Source organism: Pseudomonas sp. RW3S2 (genome assembly GCF_014268955.1).
Lineage (GTDB): Bacteria > Pseudomonadota > Gammaproteobacteria > Pseudomonadales > Pseudomonadaceae > Aquipseudomonas > Aquipseudomonas wayambapalatensis.
In genome coordinates this window covers 236,781-262,223 of sequence record NZ_JABWRM010000008.1, presented here as the reverse complement: position 1 = coordinate 262,223, position 25,443 = coordinate 236,781, and the positions used below count along the sequence as shown (strand labels likewise).

Sequence of the window (25,443 nt, the reverse complement as noted above, 5' to 3'; positions counted from 1 at the left end):
AGAGCTTTTCGTCTCAACCGAGGCGCGCATTCTACGCTTTCCTCATTGCCTGTCAAGCGTTTATTTTGAAGTTTTTCCAAACCGCTTTCTTTCAAAAGCCTTCAACGTCAACGACTTACCGACTGCCCCCGCTGCGTTCATCGCTGCGAGGAGGCGAATAATACGTGGTTTGAAATCACAGTCAACACTTTGATCCAAAAAAACTTTTATCCGCCTCCATGAGCTCACTGGCAACTAATCCGAGCGCAATCGATCTGTAGAGAAACACCCCCTGGAGCGCACCACGATGAGCAAAGCGCAGAACGAGAAAACACCAGGCCTGTCGGCAGATGAAGAGCAGGAAGTCAGCCATAACCAGCCACCCCGCGCGGCAGTACTGCACGAGATCATCCGCGCCCAGGGCGATCAGGAACTGGAGCGCACTCTCGCGGCCCTGTGGTGGTCGGCACTGGCTGCCGGCCTGACCATGGGCCTGTCGCTGATGGCCATGGGGCTGTTCTATGCACGCCTGCCAGACAACGACAGCAGTCAGGTGATCGCCAGCCTCGGCTACGCCGCTGGTTTTCTTGCCGTGATTCTCGCTCGACAGCAGTTGTTCACCGAAAACACCCTGACCGCCGTGCTACCGGTAATGACCTCCCCTACGCTCGCCAACCTCGGTCGCCTGCTACGCCTGTGGACCGTGGTGCTGGTGGGCAATCTCGCCGGCACCTTGCTGGTGGCCTGGGTGATGCTCGAGCTGCCGATCTTCGACAGCAAGACCGATGTGGCCTTCCTCGAAATCGGGCGCAAGGTGATGCACAACGATCCGAGCCAGATGTTCGCCAAGGGCATCGTCTCGGGCTGGATGATCGCGACCATGGTCTGGATGATCCCGTCCATGGAGAACGCCAAGATCTGGATCATCCTGATGATCACCTACTTGATGGCCCTGGGCGACTTCACCCATATCGTCGTCGGCTCGGTAGAAGTGTCTTATCTGGTCTGGGCCGGAGAGCAGACCTGGCGCAGCTTCTGGCTGGAGTTCGCCCTGCCGACCCTGGCCGGCAACATCATCGGTGGTAGCTTCATCTTCGCCCTCATCAGCCACGCCCAGGTACGCAGCGACAGCGGCAAGCCGCCGTCGAAGCTGCTGGATGATGAACAAGAGTCGCCAATAAAGAAGGGCCGTGAAAGCTGATACTCAGCGCACCGCCACTGCACGCTCAGTGCTGTCGCCTCGCTGACGCAAAGGCCTGGGCTGCCACCAGTTCTGCCCGACATGGGGCGAATCGAGACTGACGCGCTCGCCCATCTGTGGCGTGCTCAACGGAACCTGGGCCTGCGCGGCGAGCGCGACGATGCGCTCGAACGGCTCCTGCCAGCTGTGCAGGGACAGATCGAAGGTTCCATTGTGGATCGGCAACATCCAGCGCCCGCGCAGATCGAGGTGTGCCTGCAGACTCTGCTCAGGCTGCATATGCACATTGGGCCAGGCCAGGTTGTAGGCGCCGGTCTCCATCAATGTCAGATCGAAGGGTCCGAAGCGCTCGCCGATTTCACGAAAGCCCTCGAAATATCCAGTATCTCCACTGAAGAACAGTCGCAGCCCTTCATCGATCACCACCCACGACGCCCACAAGGTGCTGTTGCTGTCGAACAGGCCGCGCCCAGAAAAGTGCTGCGCCGGTGTGGCGACGAAACGCACGCCTGCGACTTCGGTTTCCTGCCACCAATCCAGTTGACGCACCTTGTCGCTCGGCACGCCCCACTCGACCAAACGGTCGCCCACGCCCAGCGGCGCAAGAAACTGGCCGGTGCTTGGCGCCAACTGACGTATGGCCGACTCATCGAGATGATCGAAGTGATCGTGGGACAGAATGACTGCAGCCAGCGGCGGCAACTGGTCGATCGCCAGCGGCGAAGCGTGGAAGCGCAGCGGGCCGGCCCATTGCACCGGCGAGGCGCGATCGGCAAACACCGGGTCTGTAATAAAGAAATGTCCACGCAGTTTCAGCAGTACAGTGGAGTGCCCCAGACGCCAGAGACTGTGGTCGGGAGCATCGAGTACCTGCTGGCGGGTCATCGGCTGCAGGCTCGGGGGAGTGGCAGGTCGTGTTTCGGGAGGCTTGCGCAGCAGCAGGTACTTGAGACCGATGCGCAACTTCTTGAGCACGCCATCCTTGGGCAGCTCGGCCTGATTGTGGAAACGCCCATCTCTGTAAGGTGCCGGCTCGCCGGCGAGGGAAGCCATGGGGGCCATCAGCAGGAGCACTCCGAGGAGGAAGATAGGCTTGATGCTACCTCACAATGATCGGATCAACCGTGAATTGGCTTGTAAGGTCATTTTTCCGCCATGAATCATTGTTCAACAATATTCATGCAACTTATGCGATAAACGGCTTCTGCAGAAAAAGAACGATAGACATGATCGACAACAGAAGCGGCAAGGGGCTCTCATTCGTCAGACGCATCTACCTGCCGCGCACCATCGGCATGGGCATCGGCCTGTTCAGCGTCATGGCGGCACTTGCCCCGCTGCACCCGCCCACCTGGGCGTGGCTGCTGATGCTGCTCAACGGTCTGGCCTGGCCCCACCTGGCTTATCAATGGGCGATCCGCTCCCCTGCGCCCTACCGCGCCGAACAGCGCAACCTGTTGCTCGATTCGTTGAGCGGCGGCTTCTGGGCCGCGGCCATTCATTTCAATCCGTTGCCGACCGTGACCATCCTGTCGATGATGACCATGAACAACGTCGCCGCAGGCGGCAAGCGCCTGGTGCTGCGCGGGTTGCTGGCGCAACTGGCAGGCATGCTGCTGGCCATGGCGCTGTTCGGCCCCGGCCTGCAACTGCAAGCCACGACATTGCAGGTCTATGCCTGCCTGCCAATGCTGACGCTCTACCCGCTGGCGCTCGGATGGGTCTGCTACCAGTTGGCGATCAAGCTGGCCGACCACAAGCGTCGACTGAGCGCCCTGAGCCGCACCGACAGCCTCACCGGGCTGCTCAACCACGGCTCATGGAAAGACTTGCTGCTGCTGAGGTTCCAGATCTGCCAGCAACAGCAAGCACCGGCCGTCATCGCCCTGATCGATATCGACCATTTCAAGACCATCAACGACACCTTCGGCCACGTGGTCGGTGATTGCGTGCTGCGCAAACTGAGCCATGAGCTCAAGCGCATCCTGCGCGAAGATGACCTGGCCGGGCGCTACGGCGGTGACGAGTTCTGCCTGATCCTGCCTGCCACCGACCAGATCCAGGCCGGTGTTGCGATGGAGCGCCTGCGTGAACAGGTCGGCGCCTATCGCAACCCACAACTGCCGGAATTGCGCATCAGCCTGAGCATAGGCCTCTCGGCCTATCATCCTGGGCTGAAGACGCCCGAGCAGTGGCTTGAAGACGCCGACAAGGCGCTCTATACCGCCAAGCATCAAGGTCGCAACCAGGTCAACGTCGCTCGCAGCGAGGCTGGCCCTCTCAAGCTGGCCTACCCCGACTGAACCGCAGGCTACGCTCGGCGACAATCTCCGGCAGGTCGATGCGGCGCAGATAGATCCGCAGCGGCTCGCCAATGTTCAGACGATCGTCCACATGCTGCTGCACCAACAGTGCCAGGCGCTCACGGCAGAGCGCCATGCGCTGCCCCGACTCGGGACGCCAGACGAACTCGCTGCAGGGTGTAATGCTCGCATCCGCGACATCCATACCGAATGCGTCCTCGGAAAAGCGCACGATATGCGTGCCACGCTTGCCATGAAAACCGACGAAGCCGTTGAGCTGCTCGGCAGCTGTGCAGATATCCTGGGATGTAATGGCCATGACGCTACCTCGCAATGAAATCGGAAGGAACGCACGCCGGGCGGGAACGGTTGCCTCTGTCGGGCAACGCGCAGATCGTTTGTTGCGCAGACTAACGCAACCTGCGCCGCCTTCGCCAAGGTTTTTCAGCGAGCGCCGGATACCGCCGGATCGAGCTGATCGGTCAACAGCGCCTCCATCCATCCCATGAACGCCTGTACGCGGCGCGGAACATGCCGCTGGCGCAGGTACAGCATCGTCACTGGCATGGCCCGGGCCCGCCGACATGGAGGTGCTCACCCGCTACCAGGCCAAGGAGTTGGGTGTCTAGCGCGGCATCCGGGCGCCATCGAGACCGATTTTGGTGGCACCATACGTGACAATCCGCAGGTCAACGCCTTCGTGGCCAGCAATACTGCCCTGGGCGGCGCCGGCCTGCCCGACGATATCGGCGCAGCCATCGCTCTGCTGCTTGAGGACGGTAATGGCTGGATAACCGGGCAGCGCCTGGAAGTCTCCGACGGCATGCTCCTCTAACCCAGGCTGCTGCCGCTCAGCACCTGCTGCAAGCTGGCCAAGGCAGGAATGGCCAAAGCCTGGGCGGCGTAGCACAACCCGACCCGACGCCGCAGCGCCGGGCCGGGCCCTGGTTGCCAGTAGACCCCCGGGTGGCGCTCGACCAACGACTGTGGCAACCAGGCCGCGCCCATTCCGGCGGCGACCAGCGCCAACGCCAGCTGCAACGATCCGGCCTGTGCCACCTGCTCACCCTCGCCATACAGCCCCATCAGGCGCTGGTGCGAAGGGTGCTGCGGGCAGGTGATCCAGCGACCGTCGGCCTGGCTGCCGGTGGCCATGACCAGGACAAACGACTCTTCCCACAGCGCCAGGAAGAGCTCATCCTCACAGCGCTCGGCTTCATCGGCCAGCCGCGCATCGCCCTCGCAACCGTCCAGCAACGTCAATTGCAGCCCGGGCACGGCCTGAGCCGCAAGACGCACGCATGCTTCGACCTGGGCCGGAGCAATATCGGCCTCGATACCCAGCGCGAGCGGGACACGCTCCTGCTCCTGGCGAAAGCGCAGGCGCAGCGCCTCGGCTTCCGCGACCATGCGGCACGCCTGGGGATACAGCGCCCGCGCCTGCTCGCTGACGTCCACCCCGCGGGCCTGGCGCAGGAACAGACTGACGCCGAGGTCGTCTTCGAGTTGCCGTATGGTCACCGACAATGTCGGCTGGGCCACGCACAGGCGCTGGGCGGCCAAGGTGATGTTGCGTTCTTCGAACACGGCGATGAACGCCTTGAGATGACGAATATCCATAGATAGAACCGATACCAGCCAGAGGAATAAGCCGTTTTTCATGGCCTGGATCGACGCCTACAATCCTGGCCATCGAAAACGATTATGCCTAGGAGGCGCTCATGAACAAACCTCTGATCATCATCACCGGCGCCAGCTCCGGTATCGGCGCCGCCACGGCTCAGCAATTTTCGGCCGCAGGCCACCCGCTGCTGCTGATCGCTCGTCGCCTGGAACGTCTCGAAGCATTGGCCTTGCCCAACTGCCTGTGCCGCGCCGTGGACATTCGCGACCGTGCTGCGCTGGTCGCGGCCGTGAACGAAGCCGAAGCCTTGTACGGCCCGGCCGACGCGCTGGTGAACAATGCCGGCGTGATGCTGCTGGGCCAGGTGCACGAGCAGGATCCCGAGCAGTGGGACCGGATGATCGACATCAACGTCAAGGGCCTGCTAAACGGCGTGCATGCCCTGGCCAGCGGCATGGTCGCGCGTCGCGCCGGCACCCTGATCAACGTCAGCTCCGTCGCCGGGCGCAAGACCTTCCCCAACCATGTCGCCTACGTCGGCACCAAGTTCGCCGTGCATGGCCTGTCGGAAAACCTGCGCGAAGAGCTGGCGCCACACAACGTGCGTGTCGTCACCATCGCGCCGGGCGCGGTCGAGACCGAGCTGCTCGGCCACACCACCGACGAGGGCATCAAGCGCGACTACGAGTCGTGGAAAGCCAATGACATGGGCGGTGTAGTGCTCAAGGCCGAGGATGTGGCCGGCGCGATCGTCTGGGCGTACCAGCAGCCGCAGTATGTGTGCATCCGCGAGATCGTCCTGGCGGCCACTGCCCAGCAACCCTGATCGGCAAACACTCCCACAGGTACCCGGGTGCCTGTGGGGGCTTGTTCAGCGCTGCACCTCATCCTCCCGCACCTGCACACTCGCCGTCATCCCGGCACTGAGGTTCACCCCTGCAGGAATCTCGTCCAGCCTGATTCGCACCGGGATCCGTTGCGCCAGCCTCACCCAGTTGAAGGTCGGTTCCACCTCCGGCAACAACTGTCCATCCGGCGTCGAGTTGCGGTCGGTGATGCCCCGGCTGATGCTCTCCACATGCCCATGCATGGCCTCACCTGCGCCCATCAACCAGACCTTCACCGGATCGCCGACACGTATGCGCGGCAGCTTGGTTTCCTCGAAATAGGCCTGGATATAGAAGGTCGACTCGTCCACCAGCGCCATTACCGATTGCCCGGTATTGACATAGTTGCCCTGGGCCAGCCGCAGGTTGGTGATGTGGCCGCTGCGCGGCGCGCGCACTTCACTGCGGGCCAGGTTGATCTTCGCCACTTGCAGTTGCGCTTGCGCCTCGTGCAGTTCACCACGGGCGATTGCGGCGTTGATCTGGGCGTTCTCGCGCAGCTCGGCGCTGATCGCCTCCGGACCCAGGGCCGTGCGTCGGGCCGCTTCGCGCTCACGCAGGCGCAACTGCTGGGTGCGGGTTTCAGCCACGGCACTGGCCTGGTCGAAAGCGGCCTGGAAGCGCTCGTGGTCGATGGTCATCAACACATCGCCGGCCTTCACCGGCTGGTTGTCGTGTACCCGCAGTTCGCGCACCCAGCCGGACACGTCCGGGGCGATCACCACCACATCGGCCCGCACCCGCGCATCGCGGGTCCAGGGGGTGAGCATGTAGTACTGCCAGAGGTGATACCCGGCAAACACGGCAATGGCCACCACGCACAGGGTGACCAGGGTACGTACCGCTGTACGCATGGACTGACTCCTTACAAAGGTCCCAACAGATGTACCACCAACGACAGCACACAGACGAACAACGCCGCATCGAACAGCGCTTCATGCCAGATCCAGCGCCCTAGCGGCGTCGCCTGCACCACCAGGCGCAACAGGCCGGTAAGCGCCAACGCCATCAGCACATAGATCAGAAACGGGCTGAGCAATACGCCGCCCAGCGCCCACTCACGCAACCCCATGGACTTCCTCCTGCCAACGGCACCACTTGCCCCAGCTCTTCTGCAATTGCAGGACCGCGCCGATGGCCAGGCGCAGCGGGTCGCTCGACGGCTGGCGGCGCAGGGCCTCGATGAACTGTTCGCTGGCGGCATCCAGACGCTGGCCGCGCCCAGGCGCAGGGCCACTGGCCAGAACCGCCTCCAGTTGCTGCAGATACTGGCGCTCGGCACCGGCCAGCGGCACCTGGGCTACCGCCAGGCACATGCGCAGGTGCACCAGCTCGTCACCGATGTCCAAGCCATGCAGGCCATCGTCCCAACGCTTGCGCTCGGCCTCGGGCAACTCGCTGGCATGACGGGCCAACTGCATCAGGCGATCGGCCATGCGTCCACCGAACCAACTGTCAGCACCCCGCAGGTCGCGATGGGTCAGGCGAACCAGGTCGCTCTGGGTGGCGGCCCTCAAGCGCCGCCCCAGCCACTTCGGATTACGCAGCACGACCAAGCGAAACGCCAGTACCGCCGCCCCCACACCGATGAGCATGGCCTGGGCGCTGTTGAGCATGCTGGCCACGTCGAAGTGCATGGCGTTGAGGGGTGCCACCAGCACGATGAAATGCAGGCAGTAAGAGGTCGCCGTCGGCCCCGTGCGCGGATGGGCCATGCCCAGCGCACCGAAGAACAGCGGCACGCCCATGCCAAGACACAGCAAGGCGAAACTGCTCCATTGCGGCAACAGGATCTGCCCGACGAAAAACGCCGCCGGAATCGCCAGCAAGATGCCACGCAAAAAGCTCAAGCCGATCTGTGCGCCGTTCTCGCGGCTGGCGAACAGGCTGCAGACCACGCAGGTCAGCACCAGGCCTCCAGGGGCCGAGGGCCAGGCCGTGGCCAGCCAGAAACTGCTCATGACCAGAAACGCCAACGCACTGCGCGAGCCGAATAGCAGCGCCAGCGGCAAGTCGCGATGCGCCGCCAGTCCCAGCGATACATCCTTGGGCGTTCGCCCCTGCTCCACATCGAGCAACGCCTGGGTGGCGGCCATAGCGAAATCCAGCAGCAAGGCCAGGCGCGCCAGGCAGAAATGCTCGGCGGGGCTGATCTGTTCATCGTGAGCAGCGTCCCAGACGCGCTGGCGCAACAACAGAAGGCTGGGTTGGTCGGGGCTGGCCAACTGGGTCCGAACCTCCTCGAGCCAAGGCGCCAGGTGCGCCGCTTGATGTTCGTCAAGCTGACGCCACTGACGACGCACCGAACGCGAGATGCGCAGCAGCACCATCAGCTTCTGGCTCAGGCCACGGATCGCCCGGGCCCGCTGGCGACCACGACTGCCTTCGAACCAGGCATGTTCACGCTGAGCGTCGATGGCGACGATGCGTCCAAGGATATCCAGCAAGCCCTGGCGCGCTTCGTCTTCGCCGCCGAGCATGGCGCTGGCGGTCTGCATGCCGTTCTGCCAGGCCTGCCTCGCCTGGCCGCCGAGTTGCTGCTCGACGCGCATGGGCCAGATCAGCGCGCTGGTGGCCGTGGCGCAAACGATGCCCAGGCAGATTTCGGTGCAGCGCGCCACCGCTTGGTCGAACACCTGCAAGGGATGGTCGATTGCCGGCAACGCGATGATCGCTGCGGTATAGCCGGCCAGCACGAAGGCATAAGCCCAGGCACTGCGCAATTGGGTTGAAGCGGCGGTACAGAGGGCCAGCCACAAGGCCAGGGTCAGCAGGAACAACCACGGGGTCTGGGCGAACAGGCCAATGAACACCACCGACATGAACGTACCGACCAAGGTGCCGGCCAGTCGCGCCAGGCCCTTCTGCACCACCATGCCCGACAGCGGCTGGGCGACGATGAACGCAGTCATCAAGGCCCAGGCGGGTTGCTCCAACCCCCAGCGCAGCGCCAGCCACAGCGCCAGTCCACCGCCCAGCAGGGTCTTGATGGCGAACTTCAGAGCAGGGCTGGTGGGTGCGAACAGGGCCTGGAGGGTGATGGGCACGAAGCGGACCTTGCAGGGGGATATTGAGTAGAAAGATAGACAACGGATGGAAGAATAAAATGCAATCAACTAATTAGCTAGCTAATCATCTTTTAAAAAGGCAAAAAAATAGGCGACCGAAGTCGCCCTAAATGCCTTGCGTGCTCGTATACCCGGAAGAATCAGCGCGATTTGCGCTTGTTCGCATCCTTCCAGATGAAAAGTCCCAGACCGGCAAAGAACGTCAACATCAACCCGACTGTCACCACACCGGCGATCACCACGTTGTCGAAGAACATGTCGGCCTCCCGATTCGTTGCCGTTGTCCGATGTGTGCAAGGTAACGAATATGCGGGGAGGAGAAATTGACCAGGGTCAATAGGGCCCGGGACCGGGCACAAGAGGGGGCGCAGGTTTGACCTGCATCAGTTTTCAGCGTTTCTTGGGCTTGCTTTTGCTTTTCTTCTTCTTGCTTTTCGCCAACGGCATGGCCTGCTCGAAGGCCTGGCGCATTTCATCCAGGCGCTTGTCCTTGATGTCGTGGATACGTTTGGCGCGCTCGGCGCCGAAGTCGATCAGGTTGTCTTGGCTCATGGGCGGGCTCGACTGACAGCGGATACGCCCATGATGAAGCCTGATGGCGACGCTGAACAGCCCCGCCTCAGACTTCGATATCCACCAGCAGCCCCTGGCGCGGCCGCTCACCCAGCGGCGCCACCGGCACGGTGTTGTCGGCATTGAGTTCATCGCCAGGCATGGCGCTGTAGAGCTCTTCCTGCTCGTCCTGTCGGCGTTGCTGGCGACGTTGCTGCTGGCGGCGCTGCTCTTCGCGCAGCCGATAGGCCTCATCCTGCGGGTCGCGCTGCTGCTTGAGGTCGATGGTGCCATCACTGGAGGCAGGCTGGGCCGGAACCACCGGAGGAATATTGGGGGTCTGCTTGACGGGGTCTTGTTGCGAGGTCACGGGCACGGCACTGAGCGGGATGATCGGCGGCAGCATGAGTCGGTTCTCCTGTAGCCACTGTGTCGGCCAGTCACGGTGCGCCTTGAGCACATGGGCAAGGGTTTGTGCGGCTGGTCACAATACCGTTTGCAAAGTATAGACCGCGATCACTCGCCTTCGTCGTCGGGATCGTCGTCCGCGGGCTGGCTGGTCTCGCTCCAGGGCCTCTTGTAGACCTGCTGCCAGACCGCGTCCATGTGCTCGCGCAGCACCTGTGGCGCACTCTTGAGCGACGCACTGTCCTCGCGCTCGCCGCCGATGGGCTCCTCGCCCGCCGGGCTGATCTGCGACTGGCCACTGATGCTGTAGATCGCCTGGCCTTCGCGCATTTCGATGCTGATGTCGTGCGGGTCGATGCCGCCGCCGCAGAAGGCGTGGCTGGCCACGGTGACTTCGGCGACACCATCCTTGTTCAGGTCGGTGACGTCGCTGACATCGGTATAGAAATCGACATCCAGGTCCAGCCCGGGACAGGTCGTTTCCTGGTCGATCTGCCAGCGTGGCTTGAACGCCTCGCTTTCGCTCGCACGCCCATAGAGCGTGGCCTTGAGCACGACCTTGTCGACTTCCTGTTCGCTCTCGGCATCGGTCGCCTGGCCGTCGACACGGCTGAGCACCAGCAGGCCTTCGCCCTCGCGGTCGTGGAAATGCACGCTCTTGAGCGGTGTCTGCACGCCCAGGACTTCCAGTTGCTCGACCGGGATCGGCGCGAGGATCTCGAACTTCTTCTGGTCACAGGCCGCGAGCAGCGCCACGCTACCCACGGCCAGGGAGAGGTTCAACCAGCGGTGCGTGACAGGCATGTTGGCGCGAGGCCCTCGTTGACTAAAGGGTATTCGTCGATGAAGTGGCTGAACGCTTTGGTCCGCCGGGCCTATCCGTTAAGATAGTGCGCTTTTTCATCGCGGGAGTTCAGGCAGTATGGCGCAGCAGTATCAACCGGGGCAACGCTGGATCAGCGACAGCGAAGCCGAGCTCGGCCTGGGAACCATCCTGGCGCAGGATGGCCGCCTGCTGACCGTGCTCTATCCGGCCACTGGCGATACCCGCCAGTACTCGCTACGCAACGCGCCGCTGACCCGCGTGCGCTTCTCGCCGGGAGACCAGATCACTCACTTCGATGGCTGGAAGCTGACCGTGCGCGAGGTCGAGGATGTCGACGGCCTGCTGGTCTACCATGGCCTGGACGGGCAGAACGAGGCGCGTACCCTGCCTGAGACGCAACTGTCGAACTTCATCCAGTTCCGTCTGGCCAGCGACCGTCTGTTCGCCGGGCAGATCGACCCGCTGTCGTGGTTCTCGCTGCGCTACAACACGCTGCAGCACAGCAGCAAGCAGATGCTCTCCACGCTCTGGGGCCTGGGCGGCTGCCGCGCCCAGCCGATCGCCCACCAGTTGCACATTGCCCGTGAAGTCGCCGACCGTATCGCCCCGCGGGTATTGCTGGCCGACGAAGTGGGCCTGGGCAAGACCATCGAGGCGGGCCTGGTCATCCACCGCCAACTGCTGACGGGCCGTGCCAGCCGTGTGCTGATCCTGGTCCCGGAAAACCTTCAGCACCAGTGGCTGGTGGAAATGCGCCGGCGCTTCAACCTGCAGGTGGCACTGTTCGACGCCGAACGCTTCATCGAGAGCGATGCCAGCAACCCGTTCGAAGATGCCCAACTGGCGCTGGTGGCGCTGGAATGGCTGGTCGACGATGAAAAGGCCCAGGACGCACTGTTCGCCGCCGGCTGGGACCTGATGGTGGTCGACGAAGCCCACCACCTGGTCTGGCACGAGGAACAGGCCAGCGCCGAATACGCGCTGGTCGAGCAACTGGCCCAGGTCATTGCTGGCGTGCTGCTGCTCACTGCCACCCCCGAGCAGCTCGGCCAGGACAGCCATTTTGCCCGCCTGCGCCTGCTCGACCCCAACCGTTTCCACGACCTGGCCGCGTTCCGCGCCGAGAGCGAGCACTATCGCCCGGTAGCCGAAGCCGTGCAGGAACTGCTCGACGAAGGCCGCCTGTCGCCCAAGGCGCACGCCACCATTCACAATTTCCTCGGCGCCGAGGGCGAAGCCCTGCTGGCCGCAGTCAGCGATGGTGACAGCCAGGCCAGCGCACGCCTGATCCGCGAATTGCTCGACCGCCATGGCACCGGCCGCGTGCTGTTCCGCAACACCCGCGCCGCGATCCAGGGCTTCCCCGAGCGCCAACTGCACCCCTACCCGCTCGCCAACCCCGAGCCGTACAGCGCGCTGCCTGCCGGCGAGCGTGCCGAGCTGTACCCGGAAGTGGCCTTCCAGGCCCAGGGTGAAGTCAGCGACGACGAACGCTGGTGGCGCTTCGACCCACGGGTCGACTGGCTGATCGACACCCTGAAGATGCTCAAGCGCACCAAGGTGCTGGTGATCTGCGCCCACGCCGAAACCGCCATGGACCTGGAAGACGCTCTGCGCGTGCGCTCCGGCATCCCCGCCACGGTTTTCCATGAGGGCATGAGCATCCTCGAGCGTGACCGCGCCGCTGCTTATTTCGCCGACGAAGAATTTGGCGCGCAGGTGCTGATCTGCTCGGAGATCGGCAGTGAAGGCCGCAACTTCCAGTTCGCCCACCACCTGGTGATGTTCGACCTGCCGGCGCACCCGGACCTGCTAGAGCAACGCATCGGCCGTCTCGACCGGATCGGTCAGAAACACACGATCCAGCTGCACATCCCGTACCTGCAGGACAGCCCGCAAGAGCGCCTGTTCCAGTGGTACCACGAAGGCCTGAATGCCTTCCTCAACACCTGCCCGACCGGTAACGCCCTGCAGCACCAGTTCGGCCCACGCCTGCTGGCGCAACTGGTCGGCGGCGACAATGCGGCCTGGAGCGCCCTGGTTGCCGAGGCCCGCGGCGAGCGCGAGCGCCTGGAGGCCGAGCTGCACAGCGGCCGTGACCGTCTGCTGGAGCTCAACTCCGGCGGCGCTGGCGAAGGCGAGGCACTGGTCGAGGCGATTCTCGAGCAAGACGACCAGTTCGCCCTGCCTATCTATATGGAAACCCTGTTCGACGCCTTCGGCATCGACAGCGAAGACCATTCGGAAAACGCGCTGGTACTCAAGCCCAGCGAGAAAATGCTCGACGCCAGCTTCCCGCTGGGCGACGACGAAGGCGTGACCATCACCTACGACCGTGGCCAGGCCCTGTCGCGAGAGGACATGCAGTTCCTGACCTGGGAACACCCGATGGTCCAGGGCGGCATGGACCTGGTGCTGTCCGGTTCGATGGGCAACACCGCGGTGGCGCTGATCAAGAACAAGGCGCTCAAGCCTGGCACCGTGCTGCTCGAACTGCTCTATGTCAGCGAAGTGGTGGCGCCACGCAGCCTGCAACTGGGTCGCTACCTGCCATCGGCCGCCTTGCGCTGCCTGCTCGATACCAACGGCAACGACCTGGCGCCGCGGGTTGCCTTCGAAACCCTCAACGACCAGCTCGAGAGCGTGCCCAAGGCCAGCGCCAACAAGTTCATCCAGGCCCAGCGCGATGTATTGGCCAAGCGCATCGCCGCTGGCGAGGCGAAGATACTGCCAGTGCACGACGAGCGTGTCGCCGACGCGCAGCGCCGCCTGGCGGCTGAAGCCGACGAAGAGCTGGCGCGCCTGACGGCGCTCAAGGCCGTCAACCCGAGCGTGCGTGACAGCGAGATCGACGCCCTGCGCAAGCAGCGCGAAGAAGGCCTGGCAATGCTCGACAAGGCCGCACTGCGTCTGGAAGCGATTCGCGTGCTGGTGGCCGGCTGATAGAACTGCGGCCCCTTTCGCTCGCCTGCTCCTGCACCTGCAGGAGCGGGCTTGCCCGCGAAAGAGACGACATCAAAATCCAGGTCGCCCCCCCTTTTTATAACCTTCCGCTATCGACTCCATGCCCAAATGGTAGAGATCAAATTGCCATTAATCAGGAAGGCCTAGTTTCCCTTTCCTATACTCGGGTTTCAACGGTCTCCACCACGCTTTTAGGAGACGAGTGCAAACTCGACGAAGAGACAGGCAATGGAGTGGCTGGGACTTCAATTGTTCGCCGAGCTACCGGCGAACGGACAAATCATCCTCGACTGCCGTCATAACCCTTTCCTGGTCATGCTTGCCTACCTGGTGGCCTGCGCTGCATGCTTCGCCACCCTGGACATGGCCGAACGGCAGAGTCACAGCGAGCAACGCAACGCCCGTCGCCAATGGCGGATCCTCGGTGCCTGCTGCCTGGCCAGCGGTATCTGGGCCATGCACTTCATCAGCCTGCTGGCGTTCCAGGCGCCACTTGAAGTGCACTACGACATGCCGCTGACCGCCCTTTCGCTGATCATCGCCCTGCTCGCCGCGTGGCTGGCGATGAACAGCCTGGATCGCACGGTGATGCAGTGGCGTCATTACCTGCAGGCCGCACTGGCGATCGGCCTCGGCATTACCGTGATGCATTACGTCGGCATGGCCGCGCTGCAGACCAGCGCCCTGCAGTACTACCAGACCCCACTGCTGCTCACCTCGTTGGGCATCGCCATTGTCACCAGCCTGGTGGCGCTGCTGATGGCCCGGCATTTTCGCAGTGGCAGCGGGACCCTGCACCTGGTGATGAAGTACGGCGCCAGCCTGATGATGGCGGCGGGCATCGTCCTTACCCACTTCACCGGCATGGCTGCACTGTCGCTGGTGATCCCAGACAACATGCCCCTGCAACTGCCCTCAGCCAACAACAGCCTGCAGCTGGGGCTGACCATCGCGTTCATCACCCTGCTGATCAGTGGCAGCAGCATCAGCGCGGCCCTGGCCGACAAGAAACTGCAAAGCAAGGAACATGATCTGCGTCGGGTCAACATACTGCTGAGCCAGCTCGATCAGGCCCGGGCTTCGCTGCAACAGGCCGCCCACTACGATGCCCTGACCAACCTGGTCAATCGCCGCGGCTTCAACCAGGTCTTTGCCGAACGCCTGGCCGAGCAGACCGCGAGCGAAGGCATGCTGGCCGTGATGTTCCTCGACATCGACCACTTCAAACGCATCAACGACAGCCTCGGGCACGCTGCCGGCGACGAACTGCTCAAGGTGATCGCCGGGCACATCAAGGCGGCGACCCGCTCCCAGGATGTGGTGGCACGCTTTGGCGGCGATGAGTTCTGCATCGTCACCAGCCTGCACAACCGCGACGAGGCCCGCCACCTGGCGCAACGCATCATGCAACGCATGAAGGAGCCGATCGACCTGGGCGGGCGACGCATGGTCATGACCACCAGCATCGGCATCAGCATCTTTCCCGAAGACGGGCGCAGCGTTGAGGAGTTGCTGAAGAATGCCGACCTGGCGCTGTACCAGTCCAAGGGCGGCGGGCGCAACAACCTGAATTTCTTCAACAGCAGCCTGAAGACCCGCGCCACGCTCGAGTTGCAACTGGAAGAGGAACTGCGCGTGGCGCTGCTCGAAGAGCGCGGACTGCGCGTGCATTACCAGCCGATCTTCGACCTGCACAGCGCACGGGTCGCCAAGCTGGAAGCCCTGGTACGCTGGCAGCACCCACAGCATGGCCTGCTCGGCCCCGACCGCTTCATCGGAATTGCCGAAGCCAATGGCCTGATCGCCGAACTCGACCTGTGGGTACTGCGCCGCGCCTGCGAAGACCTCGCCGAACTCAACCGCCTTGGCTACGGACATCTGAAGGTCACGGTGAACTGCTCCGCGGTGACGCTGGGGCGCGAGGAACTGGCCAGCGAGGTGGAGATGGCCTTGTTCCAGGCCGGTGTGGCGGCTCGCCAACTGGAACTGGAAGTCACCGAAAACGCCTTGATGGGCGATATCCACCGCACCATCAACCTGCTGAAACGCATTCGCGCCCAGGGCGTGGCCCTGTCGATCGACGACTTCGGCACCGGCTATTCATCGCTGGCCTACCTCAAGCGCCTTCCCCTGGACGTGCTGAAGATCGACCGTTCGTTCATCCAGGATGTGCCGGGCAGCCAGCAAGACCGAGAGATCGTCCAGGCCATCATCATCATGGCCCATACCCTGCACCTGCAGGTCGTCACCGAGGGCGTGGAGACCGACGAACAACGCGCGTTTCTCGCCGCCCAAGGCTGCGACTTCCTTCAGGGCTACCTGCTCAGCCGTCCGGTCCCGCTGACCGACCTGCAGCCAGTGCTGGAACGCCTCGACAATCTGGACAGCGACTTCACTCCCGAGCGCGGAACAGCTCTACAAGGGTCGCCGGATCGTTTTGCAGATGCCCCTGGCTGCCATGCAGGCGCATCAGTTGCGCGGCGAGGCCACTGATCGGCGTTGCCGAACCCTGCTCGCGGGAAAACTTCACCGCAGTGTCGAGGTCCTTGAGCAAGGTGCGCACATGCCATTTGACCGGGGTGTAGCAGCTTTGCGCCATCTGCGGCGCGAGGATCTGCAGCGGCCGAGAGTCGGCGAACCCACCGGAGAGTGCTTCGGCGATCAGGCTGGCATCCACCCCTGAACGTTCGGCCAAGGCCACCACTTCGGCAATCACCAGGGCATTACAAGCAACGATCATCTGGTTGCAGGCCTTGGTCACCTGGCCGGCGCCAACCGCCCCCATGTGCGTCACGCGCTGGCCGAGGGTCAGCAACACCGGGCGTACGCGCGCCAGGTCTGCAGCGTCACCACCCACCATGATCGCCAGGGTTCCCGCCTCGGCGCCTGGCGTACCGCCGGACACTGGTGCGTCCAGCCAGGCCATGCCGCACAACGCCGCAAGTTCCGCGGCCATCTCGCGGGTGGCGGTTGGCTCAAGGCTGGAGAAATCCACCAGTAACTGGCCACTGCGACCGCCCTGGGCGATGCCTTGCTCGCCGAACACCACCTCACGTACTACGCCCGTGTCGGCCAGGCACAGCAGCACGATCTCAGTGTCACGGCACAACGCTGCCGGGCTCTCGGCCAGACGTGCCCCGGCGGCGACCAATTCGGCGCACTTCTGCGGGCTACGGTTCCACACGGTCAGCGGATAGCCGGCAGCCAGCAGGCGACGGCACATCGGCAGCCCCATCAGACCGATGCCGGCAAACCCCAGGGAAGGCAATGCAGTACTCATGAATGACTCCAGGCAAGGATTAAAGAAGCGTGGCTCTCGGGCGATGCAGTGCAGGTGCCAGCGTAAAACCCCTATCGACCATAGGGTAAACCCCTATCGCATGGGCAAAAGGCGCACTGCTACAGTCGCCGGATTTACGTAATGGCCAGATGACATATCTTCCGACCGTCCACCACTCCAGGCAAATGGCGCACTATGACCTCCAATAATACTTCTGCCAATGCAGTGCCCGAGCCCTCGACCAGCATCACCTCGCTGACCCTCGGTGGCGGCCAGGCCACCCGCAACGTCCCCGCGCAATATCTGTACTTCACCGAGAACGATATCCAACGCATCCTCGACAACCTCGACGGCCTGCGTGACCTGGTGTTCCCGCAGGGCCTGCACGCGGAAGACGAAAGCCAATTGCGTCTGGACCAGCAGTTCCCTTCGGTATGCCTGATCGGCCTGGGGCGCTGCGGTTCGAACATTGCCCTTGACGTGGCGGAACTGGTGTACAACGCACGTACCTTCTTCCTCAACGAATTCAACAACGAAGACCGCAACAGAAGCGAAGGCGGCTACAGCCCTGCACGCTGGATCCGACAGAACCTGCGCCTGGTGCAGAACAAGGGCGCCAAGCCGGTATTTCTGGTCGAGCCCTTGGTGATGCTCGGCGACCTGGACAAGGACATCGCCGGACGCATCCGCTTTTCGCGCAAGGGTGAGCGCGGGGGCTTCCTGCGCGACTACAGCAAGATGAAGATCATGGACCTGTCCGAGGTGCACGCCGGTGGCGCCGGCAATGCGCCGATCCTCGGCCAGTACCTGGCCAAGATCATCCTCAACAAGGATACCCAGCGCTTCTCGAGCGCCGACTGGAAACTCATCCACTCCTACCTGATCGATTCCTGCGGCATCAAGGCCAACCAATCGCGCCTGTACTTCTACATCTTCAGCGCCGGCGGCGGTACCGGCTCAGGGATGGCCTCGGAGTTCGGCCTGGCCCAGCAGTACTCGTACATGAACAAGACCTTCGACACCAAGCCGGCCGACGAGAACGACGGCAAGGGCGGGCATTCGTTCGTGTTCGAGCCGATCTTCACCAGCGGCATCTGCGTACTGCCCAATGCCTCCGACCACCGCAGCGAAATGTCCGAAGCCTTGCACATCAATGCCGGGCGCCTGCTGTGCAAGTATTTGTCCGAAGAATGGGACTTCTCGTACAACTTCGACAACGAAGACAGCAGCGAGGCCAGCGTGATGGGGCGCATCCGCCCCTGGAACGCAATGATGCTGATCTCCAACGACATCATGCGCTATGCCGAAGAGAGCGATGACGGCACGATCCAGAACATCGACGTCAATGCCATGGAGAAGCATGCCAACCAGTACATCTCTCAGCAGATTTTCAACATCCTCACCGCCCAGGCCGTAACCACCGACTACGACCAGAACTACTTCCGCCGTGCCGGCATCGACATTGGCGAAACCATCCGCCTGGATGCCAACGACCTGTTCATGAGCCTCGCGGGCCCGGTCGCCATCGCCTATGCCGAATCGGTAGTGCCGGAGGCGCCCGCGCAGGGCTCGGACAAGTTCAAGGTGTTCGAACGCGAATCGCCGCGCCTGGACATCGACGACCTGTTCTTGCGCTCCATCGACCTGCCCCACTTCAACAAGCAGACCCAGGCCATCGAGGGCATCAGCCTGCTGCCCATCGAGTCGCGTCGCTATCGCGCGGCACTGGAGCAGTACCAGGCCTCGGGCTTCGACGCAGCGGCCCTGCACGACCTGCATTTCTTCAAGAACTGCTCGTCGGTGGTATCGATCGTATCGCTGCCCAAGGACTACAAGCTGTCGTACATGGACCTGAACCGGCTCAAGACCCACCTCAACAGCCTGTTCCCCAACACCACGCTCAAGCGCTACGCGCTGGTAATCGGTGCCTCGGCCAACCTGTCGCTGACCACTCTGATCGCCAAGAGCCCCTGCCTGTCGGACGACTTCCTGACGCTGATCGTGGCCTTCATCAAGCGCTGCTTCGCACGCGCGCCCTACCGTTTCGACGACACGCTGGACAACGCCATCCTGGAGTTCATCACCAGCGAGCATTTCGATGAAGACCGTATCGACGACCTGCTCAACGAATTCGAGAACCCGGCGAAGATCCTCGATACCAACTGGTATGCGATCAAACCGATGTACGAGAAGAAGTACCGTGAGCTGATCAACGACAAGAGCCGCTTCGTCTCGATCAACGACATCCGCCTGTCGCGCGAATGCGTGAAGAAAGCGGTGAAGTACCTGCGCGAGATCTTCAGGCATCGGATCGGCAAGACCCGGGTGATTTCGCTCAACAGCCATACCGGTAGGGTGGATTACTGAGGTCTGACATCTGACTCTTGTAGAAGTGGCGGTTCACCGCTGCGACTTGCCTGCGAATGCAATAGTGACGGCGCGGACGCATTCGCGGGCAAGCCCGCTCCTACAGGGATATTACGCATCCCGTAAACTGTTACCGCAGTGGCGAACGCAGCGGCGACTTGTTACTTACTTCCACCTTACGTCAGCGTCAACACGCACCAACAAGGTGCAATCAACTACTTTTACGCACTAAAAAAGCCCGCAGTTATTCCGCTTTCTTCACCTGGATCACGATGAACGGCGAAACTACCACCGCCCAGATCTCGGGATCGCGGCTTTGCAGGTCTAGCGCCTGCTCTGCACTGAGCGGTCCGACAACGCCATCGTTACGCCACTTGGCGAAGATTTCGCTGCGATTCTCGGCCATCGCCTCGGCAACGGCGATCAGATCCAGGCTGGAGTCGACCCAAATCAGGTCACCCTTGGCCCAGAAACGCTCCAAGGCTTTCCACTCGATAATCGCGGTCTCGCCGAGCAATTTGGCATAGAGGGTGCTTGTGTGATCAGTCATGGGTTTTCCTGCCGACAGAATGGCCATTTGAAAAGGCCGGCATTTTTGCAGAAAAACCCGGTTTCAAATACGTAATTTGATCGACGGGCCCCGGTTATATGGGGTTGGGCTCGGGATAGAGGCAAAGTGATGGCGCTTTTCTATATCTTTATGTCGATCATGCGACACCTCGGGAAACATGCGCTTTTCGCCCGCTTTTCAAGCGCTCGGACAGCGCTCTACACTGTACCGGTACAGTTCCGGGACATGTTCCGGGGGAAGGTGGGCTTGCAACATGGCACGAGCGTGCCGCAAATCCCGCCCGGTCTGTAGCCCTGGCCGCCAGGACTATAAGAATTACAACAGAATGAGTGGAGCACTATGATCAAGATTTCCAAGCTGTTCGCCGCAATGGTCCTGGCCGGGGTAGCCAGCCATTCGTTTGCCGCCGACACCATCAAAATCGGCATCGCCGGTCCCAAGACCGGTCCGGTCACGCAATATGGCGACATGCAGTTCATCGGCGCCAAACAGGCCATCAAAGACATCAACGCCAAGGGTGGCGTCGACGGCAAGATGCTCGAGGCCAAGGAATATGACGACGCGTGCGACCCGAAACAGGCCGTTGCAGTCGCCAACAAAGTGGTCAACGACGGCGTCAAGTTCGTCATCGGCCACCTGTGCTCCAGCTCCACCCAGCCTGCGTCCGACATCTACGAAGACGAAGGCGTGATCATGATCACCCCTGCCGCCACCTCCCCGGAAATCACCGCGCGTGGCTACAAGCTGATCTTCCGCACCATCGGTCTGGACAGCGCCCAGGGCCCGGCGGCCGGCAACTACATCGCCGACCACGTCAAGCCCAAGGTCGTTGCCGTCCTGCACGACAAGCAGCAGTACGGTGAAGGCATCGCTACCGCGGTCAAGCAGACCCTCGAGAAGAAAGGCACCAAGGTCGCCGTCTTCGAAGGCCTGAACGCCGGTGACAAGGACTTCTCCTCGATCATCCAGAAGCTCAAGCAGAACAACGTCGACTTCGTCTACTACGGTGGCTACCACCCAGAGCTGGGCCTGATCCTGCGCCAGGCGCAAGAGAAGGGCCTGAAAGCCAAGTTCATGGGGCCGGAAGGTGTCGGCAACGACTCCATCTCGCAGATCGCCCAGGGCGCTTCCGAAGGCCTGCTGGTCACCCTGCCGAAGTCGTTCGACGCTGCCCCTGAGAACAAGGCCATCGTCGACGCCATCAAGGCTGACGGCAAGGATCCTAGCGGTCCGTTCGTGTTCCCGGCCTACTCCGCTGTCGAGCTGATCGCCAAGGGTATCGAAGCCGCCAAGTCCGAAGACACCGACAAGGTGGCAGCCGCCATCCACGCCGGCAAGTTCAAGACCCCGACCGGCGAGCTGTCCTACGACGAGAAAGGCGACCTGAAAGACTTCAAGTTCGTGGTCTACGAATGGCACTTCGGCAAGCCGAAGACCGAAGTCTCCCCTCAGTAACTGCGTGACTAATAGCTGACCGAGAAGCCCACTGTGCGAGCAGTGGGCTTTGTTTTACGAGGTTCATGGACCTGATTCCCGCGATCCGGGAGCCGGTTCACCTGAAAATCTTAAAACCGTCACCCGCGGTTTCCTGGCTGTGCCCACTGACTTGGCGAAGACCACGAAACGGGCCGGGCCCATCGCCCGCCAGCGAAATGCAAATCAGGTTTTTAGGAGCGCTGTAATGCCTGAGATCTACCATTTCTTCCAACAACTGGTTAATGGATTGACCATCGGCAGCACCTATGCCTTGATCGCCATCGGTTACACGATGGTGTACGGCATCATCGGGATGATCAACTTCGCCCACGGCGAGGTGTACATGATCGGATCCTACGTGGCCTTCATCGCCCTCGCGGGGCTGGCCATGATGGGCATTCACTCGCTGCCGATCCTCATGACCGTGGCCTTCGTCGCCACCATCTGCGTCACCAGTGCCTATGGCTACAGCATCGAGCGGGTCGCCTACCGACCGCTGCGTAACAGCAACCGCCTGATCCCGCTGATTTCCGCTATCGGCATGTCGATCTTCCTGCAGAACACCGTGCTCCTGTCGCAGGACTCCAAGGACAAATCCATCCCCAACCTGATTCCGGGCGCCTTCTCGTTCGGCCCGGGCGGTGCGGAGGAAGTGCTGGTGTCCTACATGCAGATCCTGGTGTTCGTGGTCACTCTGGTGGCCATGACCTGCCTGACCCTGTTCATCTCCCGTTCCCGTCTGGGCCGCGCCTGCCGCGCCTGCGCCGAGGACATCAAGATGGCCAACCTGCTGGGCATCAACACCAACAACATCATCGCCCTGACCTTCGTCATCGGTGCTGCCCTGGCGGCCGTGGCGGCCGTACTGCTGAGCATGCAGTACGGGGTGATCAACCCCAACGCCGGTTTCCTGGTGGGCCTGAAGGCCTTCACCGCGGCGGTACTGGGCGGCATCGGCAGCATTCCGGGCGCCATGCTCGGCGGGCTGGTGCTGGGTGTGGCCGAAGCCTTCGGCGCCGACATCTTCGGCGACCAATACAAGGATGTGGTGGCGTTTGGCTTGTTGGTTCTCGTCTTGCTGTTCCGGCCGACCGGCATCCTGGGCCGTCCGGAGGTTGAAAAAGTATGAACAGAAATCTCAAACAGGCGTTCTTCAGCGCCTTGCTGGTCTGGGCCGTCGCCTTCCCGGTGCTGGGCCTGAAGCTGAGCATCGACGGCATCAGCCTGATCGTGCACAGCCAGGGCAGCTTCACCATCAGCATCATTGCCGTGTGTTCGATACTGATGTTCCTGCGCGTGCTGTTCGACAAGCAGTGGAGTTCGGTGATGGGCGGGCGCTCGGATCGCAAACTGATCCCGCCTTCGGTCAGCAACTTCCTGACCCTGCCCAAGACCCAGCGCTGGATCATCCTCGGCCTGATCGTGGCCGCGCTGATCTGGCCGTTCTTCGGCTCGCGCGGCGCGGTCGACATCGCCACCCTGATCCTGATCTACGTGTTGCTGGGCCTGGGCCTGAACATCGTGGTCGGCCTGGCCGGCCTGCTCGACCTGGGTTACGTCGGTTTCTACGCCGTCGGCGCCTACAGCTACGCCATGCTCTCGCACTACCTGGGCTGGAGCTTCTGGGTCTGCCTGCCGATCGCCGGCCTCATGGCCGCGACATTCGGCTTCCTGCTCGGCTTCCCGGTACTGCGCCTGCGCGGTGACTACCTGGCGATCGTCACGCTCGGCTTCGGCGAAATCATTCGCCTGTTCCTGCGCAACCTCACCGACTGGACCGGCGGCCCCAACGGCATCAGCAACATCCCCAAACCCGAGTTCTTCGGGCTCACCTTCCAACCCCGCGCGGCAGAGGGCATGCAGACCTTCCACGAGTTCTTCGGGCTGGAATACAACTCGATCAACAAGGTCATCTTCCTCTACCTGGTCGCCCTGCTGCTGGCCTTGCTGGCGCTGTTCGTGATCAACCGCCTGCTGCGCATGCCGATCGGGCGTGCCTGGGAAGCGCTGCGCGAAGACGAGATCGCCTGCCGCGCGCTGGGCCTGAACCCTACCGTGATCAAGCTCTCGGCCTTCACCCTGGGCGCCTGCTTCGCAGGTTTCGCCGGCAGCTTCTTCGCCGCGCGCCAGGGCCTGGTGACCCCGGAGTCGTTCACCTTCATCGAGTCGGCGATCATCCTCGCCATCGTCGTGCTTGGCGGCATGGGCTCTCAGCTGGGCGTGATTCTAGCGGCCATCGTGATGATCCTGCTGCCTGAGCTGATGCGTGAGTTCAGCGAATACCGGATGCTGATGTTCGGTGCGCTGATGGTGTTGATGATGATCTGGCGTCCGCAAGGCCTGCTGCCTATGCAACGTCCACACATGGAGCTGCGTCGATGAGCCGCGAAATTCTGCAAGTCAGCGGCCTGAGCATGCGCTTCGGCGGCTTGTTGGCGGTCAACGGCGTGGGCCTGACCGTCAAGGAAAAACAGGTGGTGGCCTTGATCGGCCCGAACGGCGCTGGCAAGACCACGGTGTTCAACTGCCTGACCGGCTTCTACAAGCCAAGTGGCGGCACCATCCTGCTCGACGGCCAGCCGATCCAGGGCCTGGCCGGCCACCAGATCGCCCGCAAGGGTGTGGTGCGGACTTTCCAGAACGTACGCCTGTTCAAGGAAATGACCGCGCTGGAAAACCTGCTGATCGCCCAGCACCGGCACCTGAACACCAACTTCTTTGCCGGCCTGTTCAAGACCCCGTCCTTCCGCCGCAGCGAGAAGGAAGCCATGGAGCGGGCCCAGTACTGGCTGGAGAAGGTCAACCTGACCGAATTCGCCAACCGTACCGCCGGCACCCTGGCCTACGGTCAGCAACGCCGCCTGGAAATCGCCCGCAGCATGATGACCCAGCCACGGATCATCATGCTCGACGAACCGGCAGCAGGCCTGAACCCCAAGGAAACCGAAGACCTCAAGGCCCTCATCGGCTACCTGCGCGAATCGCACAACGTGACCGTGCTGCTGATCGAGCACGACATGAAACTGGTGATGAGCATTTCCGACCACATCGTGGTGATCAACCAGGGCACGCCGCTGGCCGATGGCACGCCGGAAGAGATTCGCGGCAATCCTGATGTGATCAAGGCCTACCTGGGGGAAGCGTAAATGCTGAAGTTCGAGAACGTTTCCACCTTCTACGGCAAGATCCAGGCGCTACACAGCGTCAACGTGGAAATCAACCAGGGCGAGATCGTCACGCTGATCGGCGCCAACGGCGCCGGCAAGTCGACCCTGCTGATGACCCTGTGCGGCTCGCCACAGGCACACAGCGGCAGCATCAAGTACCTGGGCGAAGAGCTGGTCGGCCAGCCCTCCTCGCATATCATGCGCAAGAGCATCGCCGTCGTGCCGGAAGGCCGCCGTGTGTTCGCCCGCCTGACCGTCGAGGAAAACCTGGCCATGGGCGGTTTCTTCACCGACAAGGGCGATTACCAGGAGCAGATGGACAAGGTCCTGCAACTGTTCCCGCGCCTGAAGGAGCGCTTCACCCAGCGCGGCGGCACCATGTCCGGTGGTGAGCAGCAGATGCTGGCCATCGGCCGGGCGCTGATGAGCAAGCCCAAGCTGCTGCTGCTCGACGAGCCGTCGCTGGGCCTGGCGCCGATCATCATCCAGCAGATCTTCGATATCATCGAACAGCTGCGCCGTGATGGTGTGACGGTGTTCCTGGTTGAGCAGAACGCCAACCAGGCGCTGAAGATCGCCGACCGCGCCTATGTGCTGGAGAACGGCAAGGTGGTGATGCAAGGGACCGGGGAAGCACTGCTGACCGATCCGAAGGTACGGGACGCGTACCTGGGTGGTTGAATGATCAAAGGGCCTGCGGGCCCTTTTTTCATGGGGGTGGAGGTTCAGTGGCCGGTACTGTTCCTGCGGCCTGCCCCTTGTGAAGCCGC

General features: G+C 62.4%; 25 protein-coding genes and 1 pseudogene. 13 read left to right on the top strand and 13 right to left on the bottom strand.

The features are described from left to right. The coding region (locus HU748_RS26445; RefSeq protein WP_238343353.1) for a hypothetical protein at positions 1 to 193 on the top strand (193 nt) is incomplete at its 5' end. Positions 194 to 286: 93 nt separating this feature from the next. Then, positions 287 to 1,180 (top strand): formate/nitrite transporter family protein, encoded by an 894-nt coding sequence (locus HU748_RS14085; RefSeq protein ID WP_186710890.1) that lies wholly within the window; start codon positions 287 to 289, stop codon positions 1,178 to 1,180. A 3-nt stretch (positions 1,181 to 1,183) separates the two neighbouring features. On the opposite strand, the gene HU748_RS14080 is transcribed toward HU748_RS14085, so the two are convergent. Then, positions 1,184 to 2,278: an MBL fold metallo-hydrolase gene (locus HU748_RS14080; protein ID WP_186720756.1), complete on the bottom strand. Its 1,095-nt coding sequence runs from the start codon at positions 2,276 to 2,278 to the stop codon at positions 1,184 to 1,186. Positions 2,279 to 2,406: 128 nt separating this feature from the next. On the opposite strand from HU748_RS14080, the gene HU748_RS14075 reads away from it, so the two are divergent. Further along, entirely contained in the window at positions 2,407 to 3,483 is a 1,077-nt protein-coding gene (locus HU748_RS14075) for a diguanylate cyclase (RefSeq protein WP_186720754.1), read from the top strand. Here HU748_RS14075 and HU748_RS14070 read toward each other — a convergent pair. After that, complete coding sequence (locus HU748_RS14070; protein WP_186710888.1) at positions 3,461 to 3,802, bottom strand: DUF2025 family protein; 342 nt, start codon at positions 3,800 to 3,802, stop codon at positions 3,461 to 3,463. The two genes, HU748_RS14075 and HU748_RS14070, sit on opposite strands and share 23 nt — an antisense overlap. Positions 3,803 to 3,927: 125 nt before the next feature. Beyond that, on the bottom strand, positions 3,928 to 4,050 hold the full coding sequence (locus tag HU748_RS26440; protein WP_346655303.1) for a hypothetical protein: 123 nt from the start codon (positions 4,048 to 4,050) through the stop codon (positions 3,928 to 3,930). Positions 4,051 to 4,067: 17 nt separating this feature from the next. Between HU748_RS26440 and HU748_RS14065 the strand changes: the two are divergent. Beyond that, a pseudogene (locus HU748_RS14065) lies at positions 4,068 to 4,318 on the top strand (SDR family oxidoreductase); the annotation flags it as partial. Here the strand turns inward: HU748_RS14065 and HU748_RS14060 are convergent. Beyond that, a complete protein-coding gene (locus HU748_RS14060; protein WP_186710881.1) occupies positions 4,315 to 5,103 on the bottom strand; it encodes a LysR family transcriptional regulator in 789 nt (262 codons plus the stop codon). The pseudogene HU748_RS14065 and the gene HU748_RS14060 overlap by 4 nt on opposite strands. Positions 5,104 to 5,204: 101 nt before the next feature. Here HU748_RS14060 and HU748_RS14055 point away from each other — a divergent pair, with 101 nt between their 5' ends. Further along, entirely contained in the window at positions 5,205 to 5,933 is a 729-nt protein-coding gene (locus HU748_RS14055; RefSeq protein WP_186720752.1) for an SDR family oxidoreductase, read from the top strand. Positions 5,934 to 5,978: 45 nt separating this feature from the next. On the opposite strand, the gene HU748_RS14050 is transcribed toward HU748_RS14055, so the two are convergent. From HU748_RS14050 to HU748_RS14025, 7 genes are all read right to left on the bottom strand, one after another. Continuing rightward, complete coding sequence (locus HU748_RS14050) at positions 5,979 to 6,848, bottom strand: HlyD family secretion protein (RefSeq protein WP_186668431.1); 870 nt, start codon at positions 6,846 to 6,848, stop codon at positions 5,979 to 5,981. A gap of 11 nt (positions 6,849 to 6,859) precedes the next feature. Then, the gene (locus tag HU748_RS14045; RefSeq protein WP_186668433.1) at positions 6,860 to 7,066 is read right to left on the bottom strand and encodes a DUF1656 domain-containing protein; all 207 of its coding nucleotides are present in this window, start codon (positions 7,064 to 7,066) and stop codon (positions 6,860 to 6,862) included. Next, positions 7,053 to 9,041: an FUSC family protein gene (locus tag HU748_RS14040; protein ID WP_186720750.1), complete on the bottom strand. Its 1,989-nt coding sequence runs from the start codon at positions 9,039 to 9,041 to the stop codon at positions 7,053 to 7,055. Before HU748_RS14040 ends, HU748_RS14045 begins: the two co-directional genes overlap by 14 nt. 161 nt (positions 9,042 to 9,202) lie before the next feature. Next, positions 9,203 to 9,319, bottom strand: coding sequence for a cytochrome c oxidase subunit CcoM (gene ccoM, locus HU748_RS26675; protein ID WP_054891741.1), 117 nt, complete (start codon positions 9,317 to 9,319; stop codon positions 9,203 to 9,205). A 133-nt stretch (positions 9,320 to 9,452) separates the two neighbouring features. Next, entirely contained in the window at positions 9,453 to 9,614 is a 162-nt protein-coding gene (locus HU748_RS14035; RefSeq protein WP_186668437.1) for a hypothetical protein, read from the bottom strand. Positions 9,615 to 9,681: 67 nt separating this feature from the next. Continuing rightward, positions 9,682 to 10,020: an aspartate-semialdehyde dehydrogenase gene (locus HU748_RS14030; protein WP_186668439.1), complete on the bottom strand. Its 339-nt coding sequence runs from the start codon at positions 10,018 to 10,020 to the stop codon at positions 9,682 to 9,684. 110 nt (positions 10,021 to 10,130) lie between these two features. Beyond that, positions 10,131 to 10,826 carry a hypothetical protein gene (locus HU748_RS14025; RefSeq protein ID WP_186668441.1) on the bottom strand — a complete coding sequence of 232 codons (696 nt, stop codon included), beginning with the start codon at positions 10,824 to 10,826 and terminating at the stop codon, positions 10,131 to 10,133. A 118-nt stretch (positions 10,827 to 10,944) separates the two neighbouring features. Here HU748_RS14025 and rapA point away from each other — a divergent pair, with 118 nt between their 5' ends. Together rapA and HU748_RS14015 are read left to right on the top strand one after the other, a co-directional pair. Continuing rightward, the gene (gene rapA / locus HU748_RS14020) at positions 10,945 to 13,791 is read left to right on the top strand and encodes an RNA polymerase-associated protein RapA (RefSeq protein ID WP_186720748.1); all 2,847 of its coding nucleotides are present in this window, start codon (positions 10,945 to 10,947) and stop codon (positions 13,789 to 13,791) included. Between the two features lie 249 nt (positions 13,792 to 14,040). Then, the gene (locus tag HU748_RS14015) at positions 14,041 to 16,305 is read left to right on the top strand and encodes a bifunctional diguanylate cyclase/phosphodiesterase (RefSeq protein WP_186720746.1); all 2,265 of its coding nucleotides are present in this window, start codon (positions 14,041 to 14,043) and stop codon (positions 16,303 to 16,305) included. On the opposite strand, the gene HU748_RS14010 is transcribed toward HU748_RS14015, so the two are convergent. Beyond that, positions 16,205 to 17,092 (bottom strand): NAD(P)-dependent oxidoreductase, encoded by an 888-nt coding sequence (locus HU748_RS14010; RefSeq protein ID WP_186710871.1) that lies wholly within the window; start codon positions 17,090 to 17,092, stop codon positions 16,205 to 16,207. The two genes, HU748_RS14015 and HU748_RS14010, sit on opposite strands and share 101 nt — an antisense overlap. Before the next feature lie 195 nt (positions 17,093 to 17,287). Here HU748_RS14010 and HU748_RS14005 point away from each other — a divergent pair, with 195 nt between their 5' ends. Next, a complete protein-coding gene (locus tag HU748_RS14005; protein WP_186710869.1) occupies positions 17,288 to 19,459 on the top strand; it encodes a hypothetical protein in 2,172 nt (723 codons plus the stop codon). Between the two features lie 244 nt (positions 19,460 to 19,703). Here the strand turns inward: HU748_RS14005 and HU748_RS14000 are convergent, their stop codons facing one another. Further along, positions 19,704 to 20,009 (bottom strand): DUF2288 domain-containing protein, encoded by a 306-nt coding sequence (locus HU748_RS14000; RefSeq protein ID WP_186668452.1) that lies wholly within the window; start codon positions 20,007 to 20,009, stop codon positions 19,704 to 19,706. Positions 20,010 to 20,369: 360 nt separating this feature from the next. Between HU748_RS14000 and HU748_RS13995 the strand changes: the two genes are divergently transcribed. The 5 genes from HU748_RS13995 (at position 20,370) to HU748_RS13975 (ending at position 25,354) form a co-directional block, all read left to right on the top strand. Then, positions 20,370 to 21,485: a branched-chain amino acid ABC transporter substrate-binding protein gene (locus HU748_RS13995; protein WP_186710867.1), complete on the top strand. Its 1,116-nt coding sequence runs from the start codon at positions 20,370 to 20,372 to the stop codon at positions 21,483 to 21,485. Between the two features lie 226 nt (positions 21,486 to 21,711). After that, the gene (gene livH / locus HU748_RS13990) at positions 21,712 to 22,635 is read left to right on the top strand and encodes a high-affinity branched-chain amino acid ABC transporter permease LivH (RefSeq protein WP_039575990.1); all 924 of its coding nucleotides are present in this window, start codon (positions 21,712 to 21,714) and stop codon (positions 22,633 to 22,635) included. Beyond that, positions 22,632 to 23,888 (top strand): high-affinity branched-chain amino acid ABC transporter permease LivM, encoded by a 1,257-nt coding sequence (locus tag HU748_RS13985; RefSeq protein ID WP_186710865.1) that lies wholly within the window; start codon positions 22,632 to 22,634, stop codon positions 23,886 to 23,888. The genes livH and HU748_RS13985 overlap by 4 nt, the downstream gene beginning before the upstream one ends. Next, complete coding sequence (gene livG / locus HU748_RS13980; protein ID WP_186720744.1) at positions 23,885 to 24,652, top strand: high-affinity branched-chain amino acid ABC transporter ATP-binding protein LivG; 768 nt, start codon at positions 23,885 to 23,887, stop codon at positions 24,650 to 24,652. The genes HU748_RS13985 and livG overlap by 4 nt, the downstream gene beginning before the upstream one ends. After that, the gene (locus HU748_RS13975; protein ID WP_054891753.1) at positions 24,653 to 25,354 is read left to right on the top strand and encodes an ABC transporter ATP-binding protein; all 702 of its coding nucleotides are present in this window, start codon (positions 24,653 to 24,655) and stop codon (positions 25,352 to 25,354) included. It begins immediately after the preceding gene. Positions 25,355 to 25,443 lie beyond the last annotated feature (89 nt).

Bases quoted from the DNA above. Each gene is read 5' to 3' on its own strand.
- HU748_RS14085 (WP_186710890.1), top strand. From the start codon at position 287: ATGAGCAAAGCGCAGAACGAGAAAACACCAGGCCTGTCGGCAGATGAA.
- HU748_RS14075 (WP_186720754.1), top strand. From the start codon at position 2,407: ATGATCGACAACAGAAGCGGCAAGGGGCTCTCATTCGTCAGACGCATC.
- HU748_RS14070 (WP_186710888.1), bottom strand. From the start codon at position 3,802: ATGGCCATTACATCCCAGGATATCTGCACAGCTGCCGAGCAGCTCAAC.
- HU748_RS26440 (WP_346655303.1), bottom strand. From the start codon at position 4,050: ATGCCAGTGACGATGCTGTACCTGCGCCAGCGGCATGTTCCGCGCCGC.
- HU748_RS14060 (WP_186710881.1), bottom strand. From the start codon at position 5,103: ATGGATATTCGTCATCTCAAGGCGTTCATCGCCGTGTTCGAAGAACGC.
- HU748_RS14055 (WP_186720752.1), top strand. From the start codon at position 5,205: ATGAACAAACCTCTGATCATCATCACCGGCGCCAGCTCCGGTATCGGC.
- HU748_RS14050 (WP_186668431.1), bottom strand. From the start codon at position 6,848: ATGCGTACAGCGGTACGTACCCTGGTCACCCTGTGCGTGGTGGCCATT.
- HU748_RS14045 (WP_186668433.1), bottom strand. From the start codon at position 7,066: ATGGGGTTGCGTGAGTGGGCGCTGGGCGGCGTATTGCTCAGCCCGTTT.
- ccoM (WP_054891741.1), bottom strand. From the start codon at position 9,319: ATGTTCTTCGACAACGTGGTGATCGCCGGTGTGGTGACAGTCGGGTTG.
- HU748_RS14035 (WP_186668437.1), bottom strand. From the start codon at position 9,614: ATGAGCCAAGACAACCTGATCGACTTCGGCGCCGAGCGCGCCAAACGT.
- HU748_RS14030 (WP_186668439.1), bottom strand. From the start codon at position 10,020: ATGCTGCCGCCGATCATCCCGCTCAGTGCCGTGCCCGTGACCTCGCAA.
- HU748_RS14025 (WP_186668441.1), bottom strand. From the start codon at position 10,826: ATGCCTGTCACGCACCGCTGGTTGAACCTCTCCCTGGCCGTGGGTAGC.
- rapA (WP_186720748.1), top strand. From the start codon at position 10,945: ATGGCGCAGCAGTATCAACCGGGGCAACGCTGGATCAGCGACAGCGAA.
- HU748_RS14015 (WP_186720746.1), top strand. From the start codon at position 14,041: ATGGAGTGGCTGGGACTTCAATTGTTCGCCGAGCTACCGGCGAACGGA.
- HU748_RS14010 (WP_186710871.1), bottom strand. From the start codon at position 17,092: ATGAGTACTGCATTGCCTTCCCTGGGGTTTGCCGGCATCGGTCTGATG.
- HU748_RS14005 (WP_186710869.1), top strand. From the start codon at position 17,288: ATGACCTCCAATAATACTTCTGCCAATGCAGTGCCCGAGCCCTCGACC.
- HU748_RS14000 (WP_186668452.1), bottom strand. From the start codon at position 20,009: ATGACTGATCACACAAGCACCCTCTATGCCAAATTGCTCGGCGAGACC.
- HU748_RS13995 (WP_186710867.1), top strand. From the start codon at position 20,370: ATGATCAAGATTTCCAAGCTGTTCGCCGCAATGGTCCTGGCCGGGGTA.
- livH (WP_039575990.1), top strand. From the start codon at position 21,712: ATGCCTGAGATCTACCATTTCTTCCAACAACTGGTTAATGGATTGACC.
- HU748_RS13985 (WP_186710865.1), top strand. From the start codon at position 22,632: ATGAACAGAAATCTCAAACAGGCGTTCTTCAGCGCCTTGCTGGTCTGG.
- livG (WP_186720744.1), top strand. From the start codon at position 23,885: ATGAGCCGCGAAATTCTGCAAGTCAGCGGCCTGAGCATGCGCTTCGGC.
- HU748_RS13975 (WP_054891753.1), top strand. From the start codon at position 24,653: ATGCTGAAGTTCGAGAACGTTTCCACCTTCTACGGCAAGATCCAGGCG.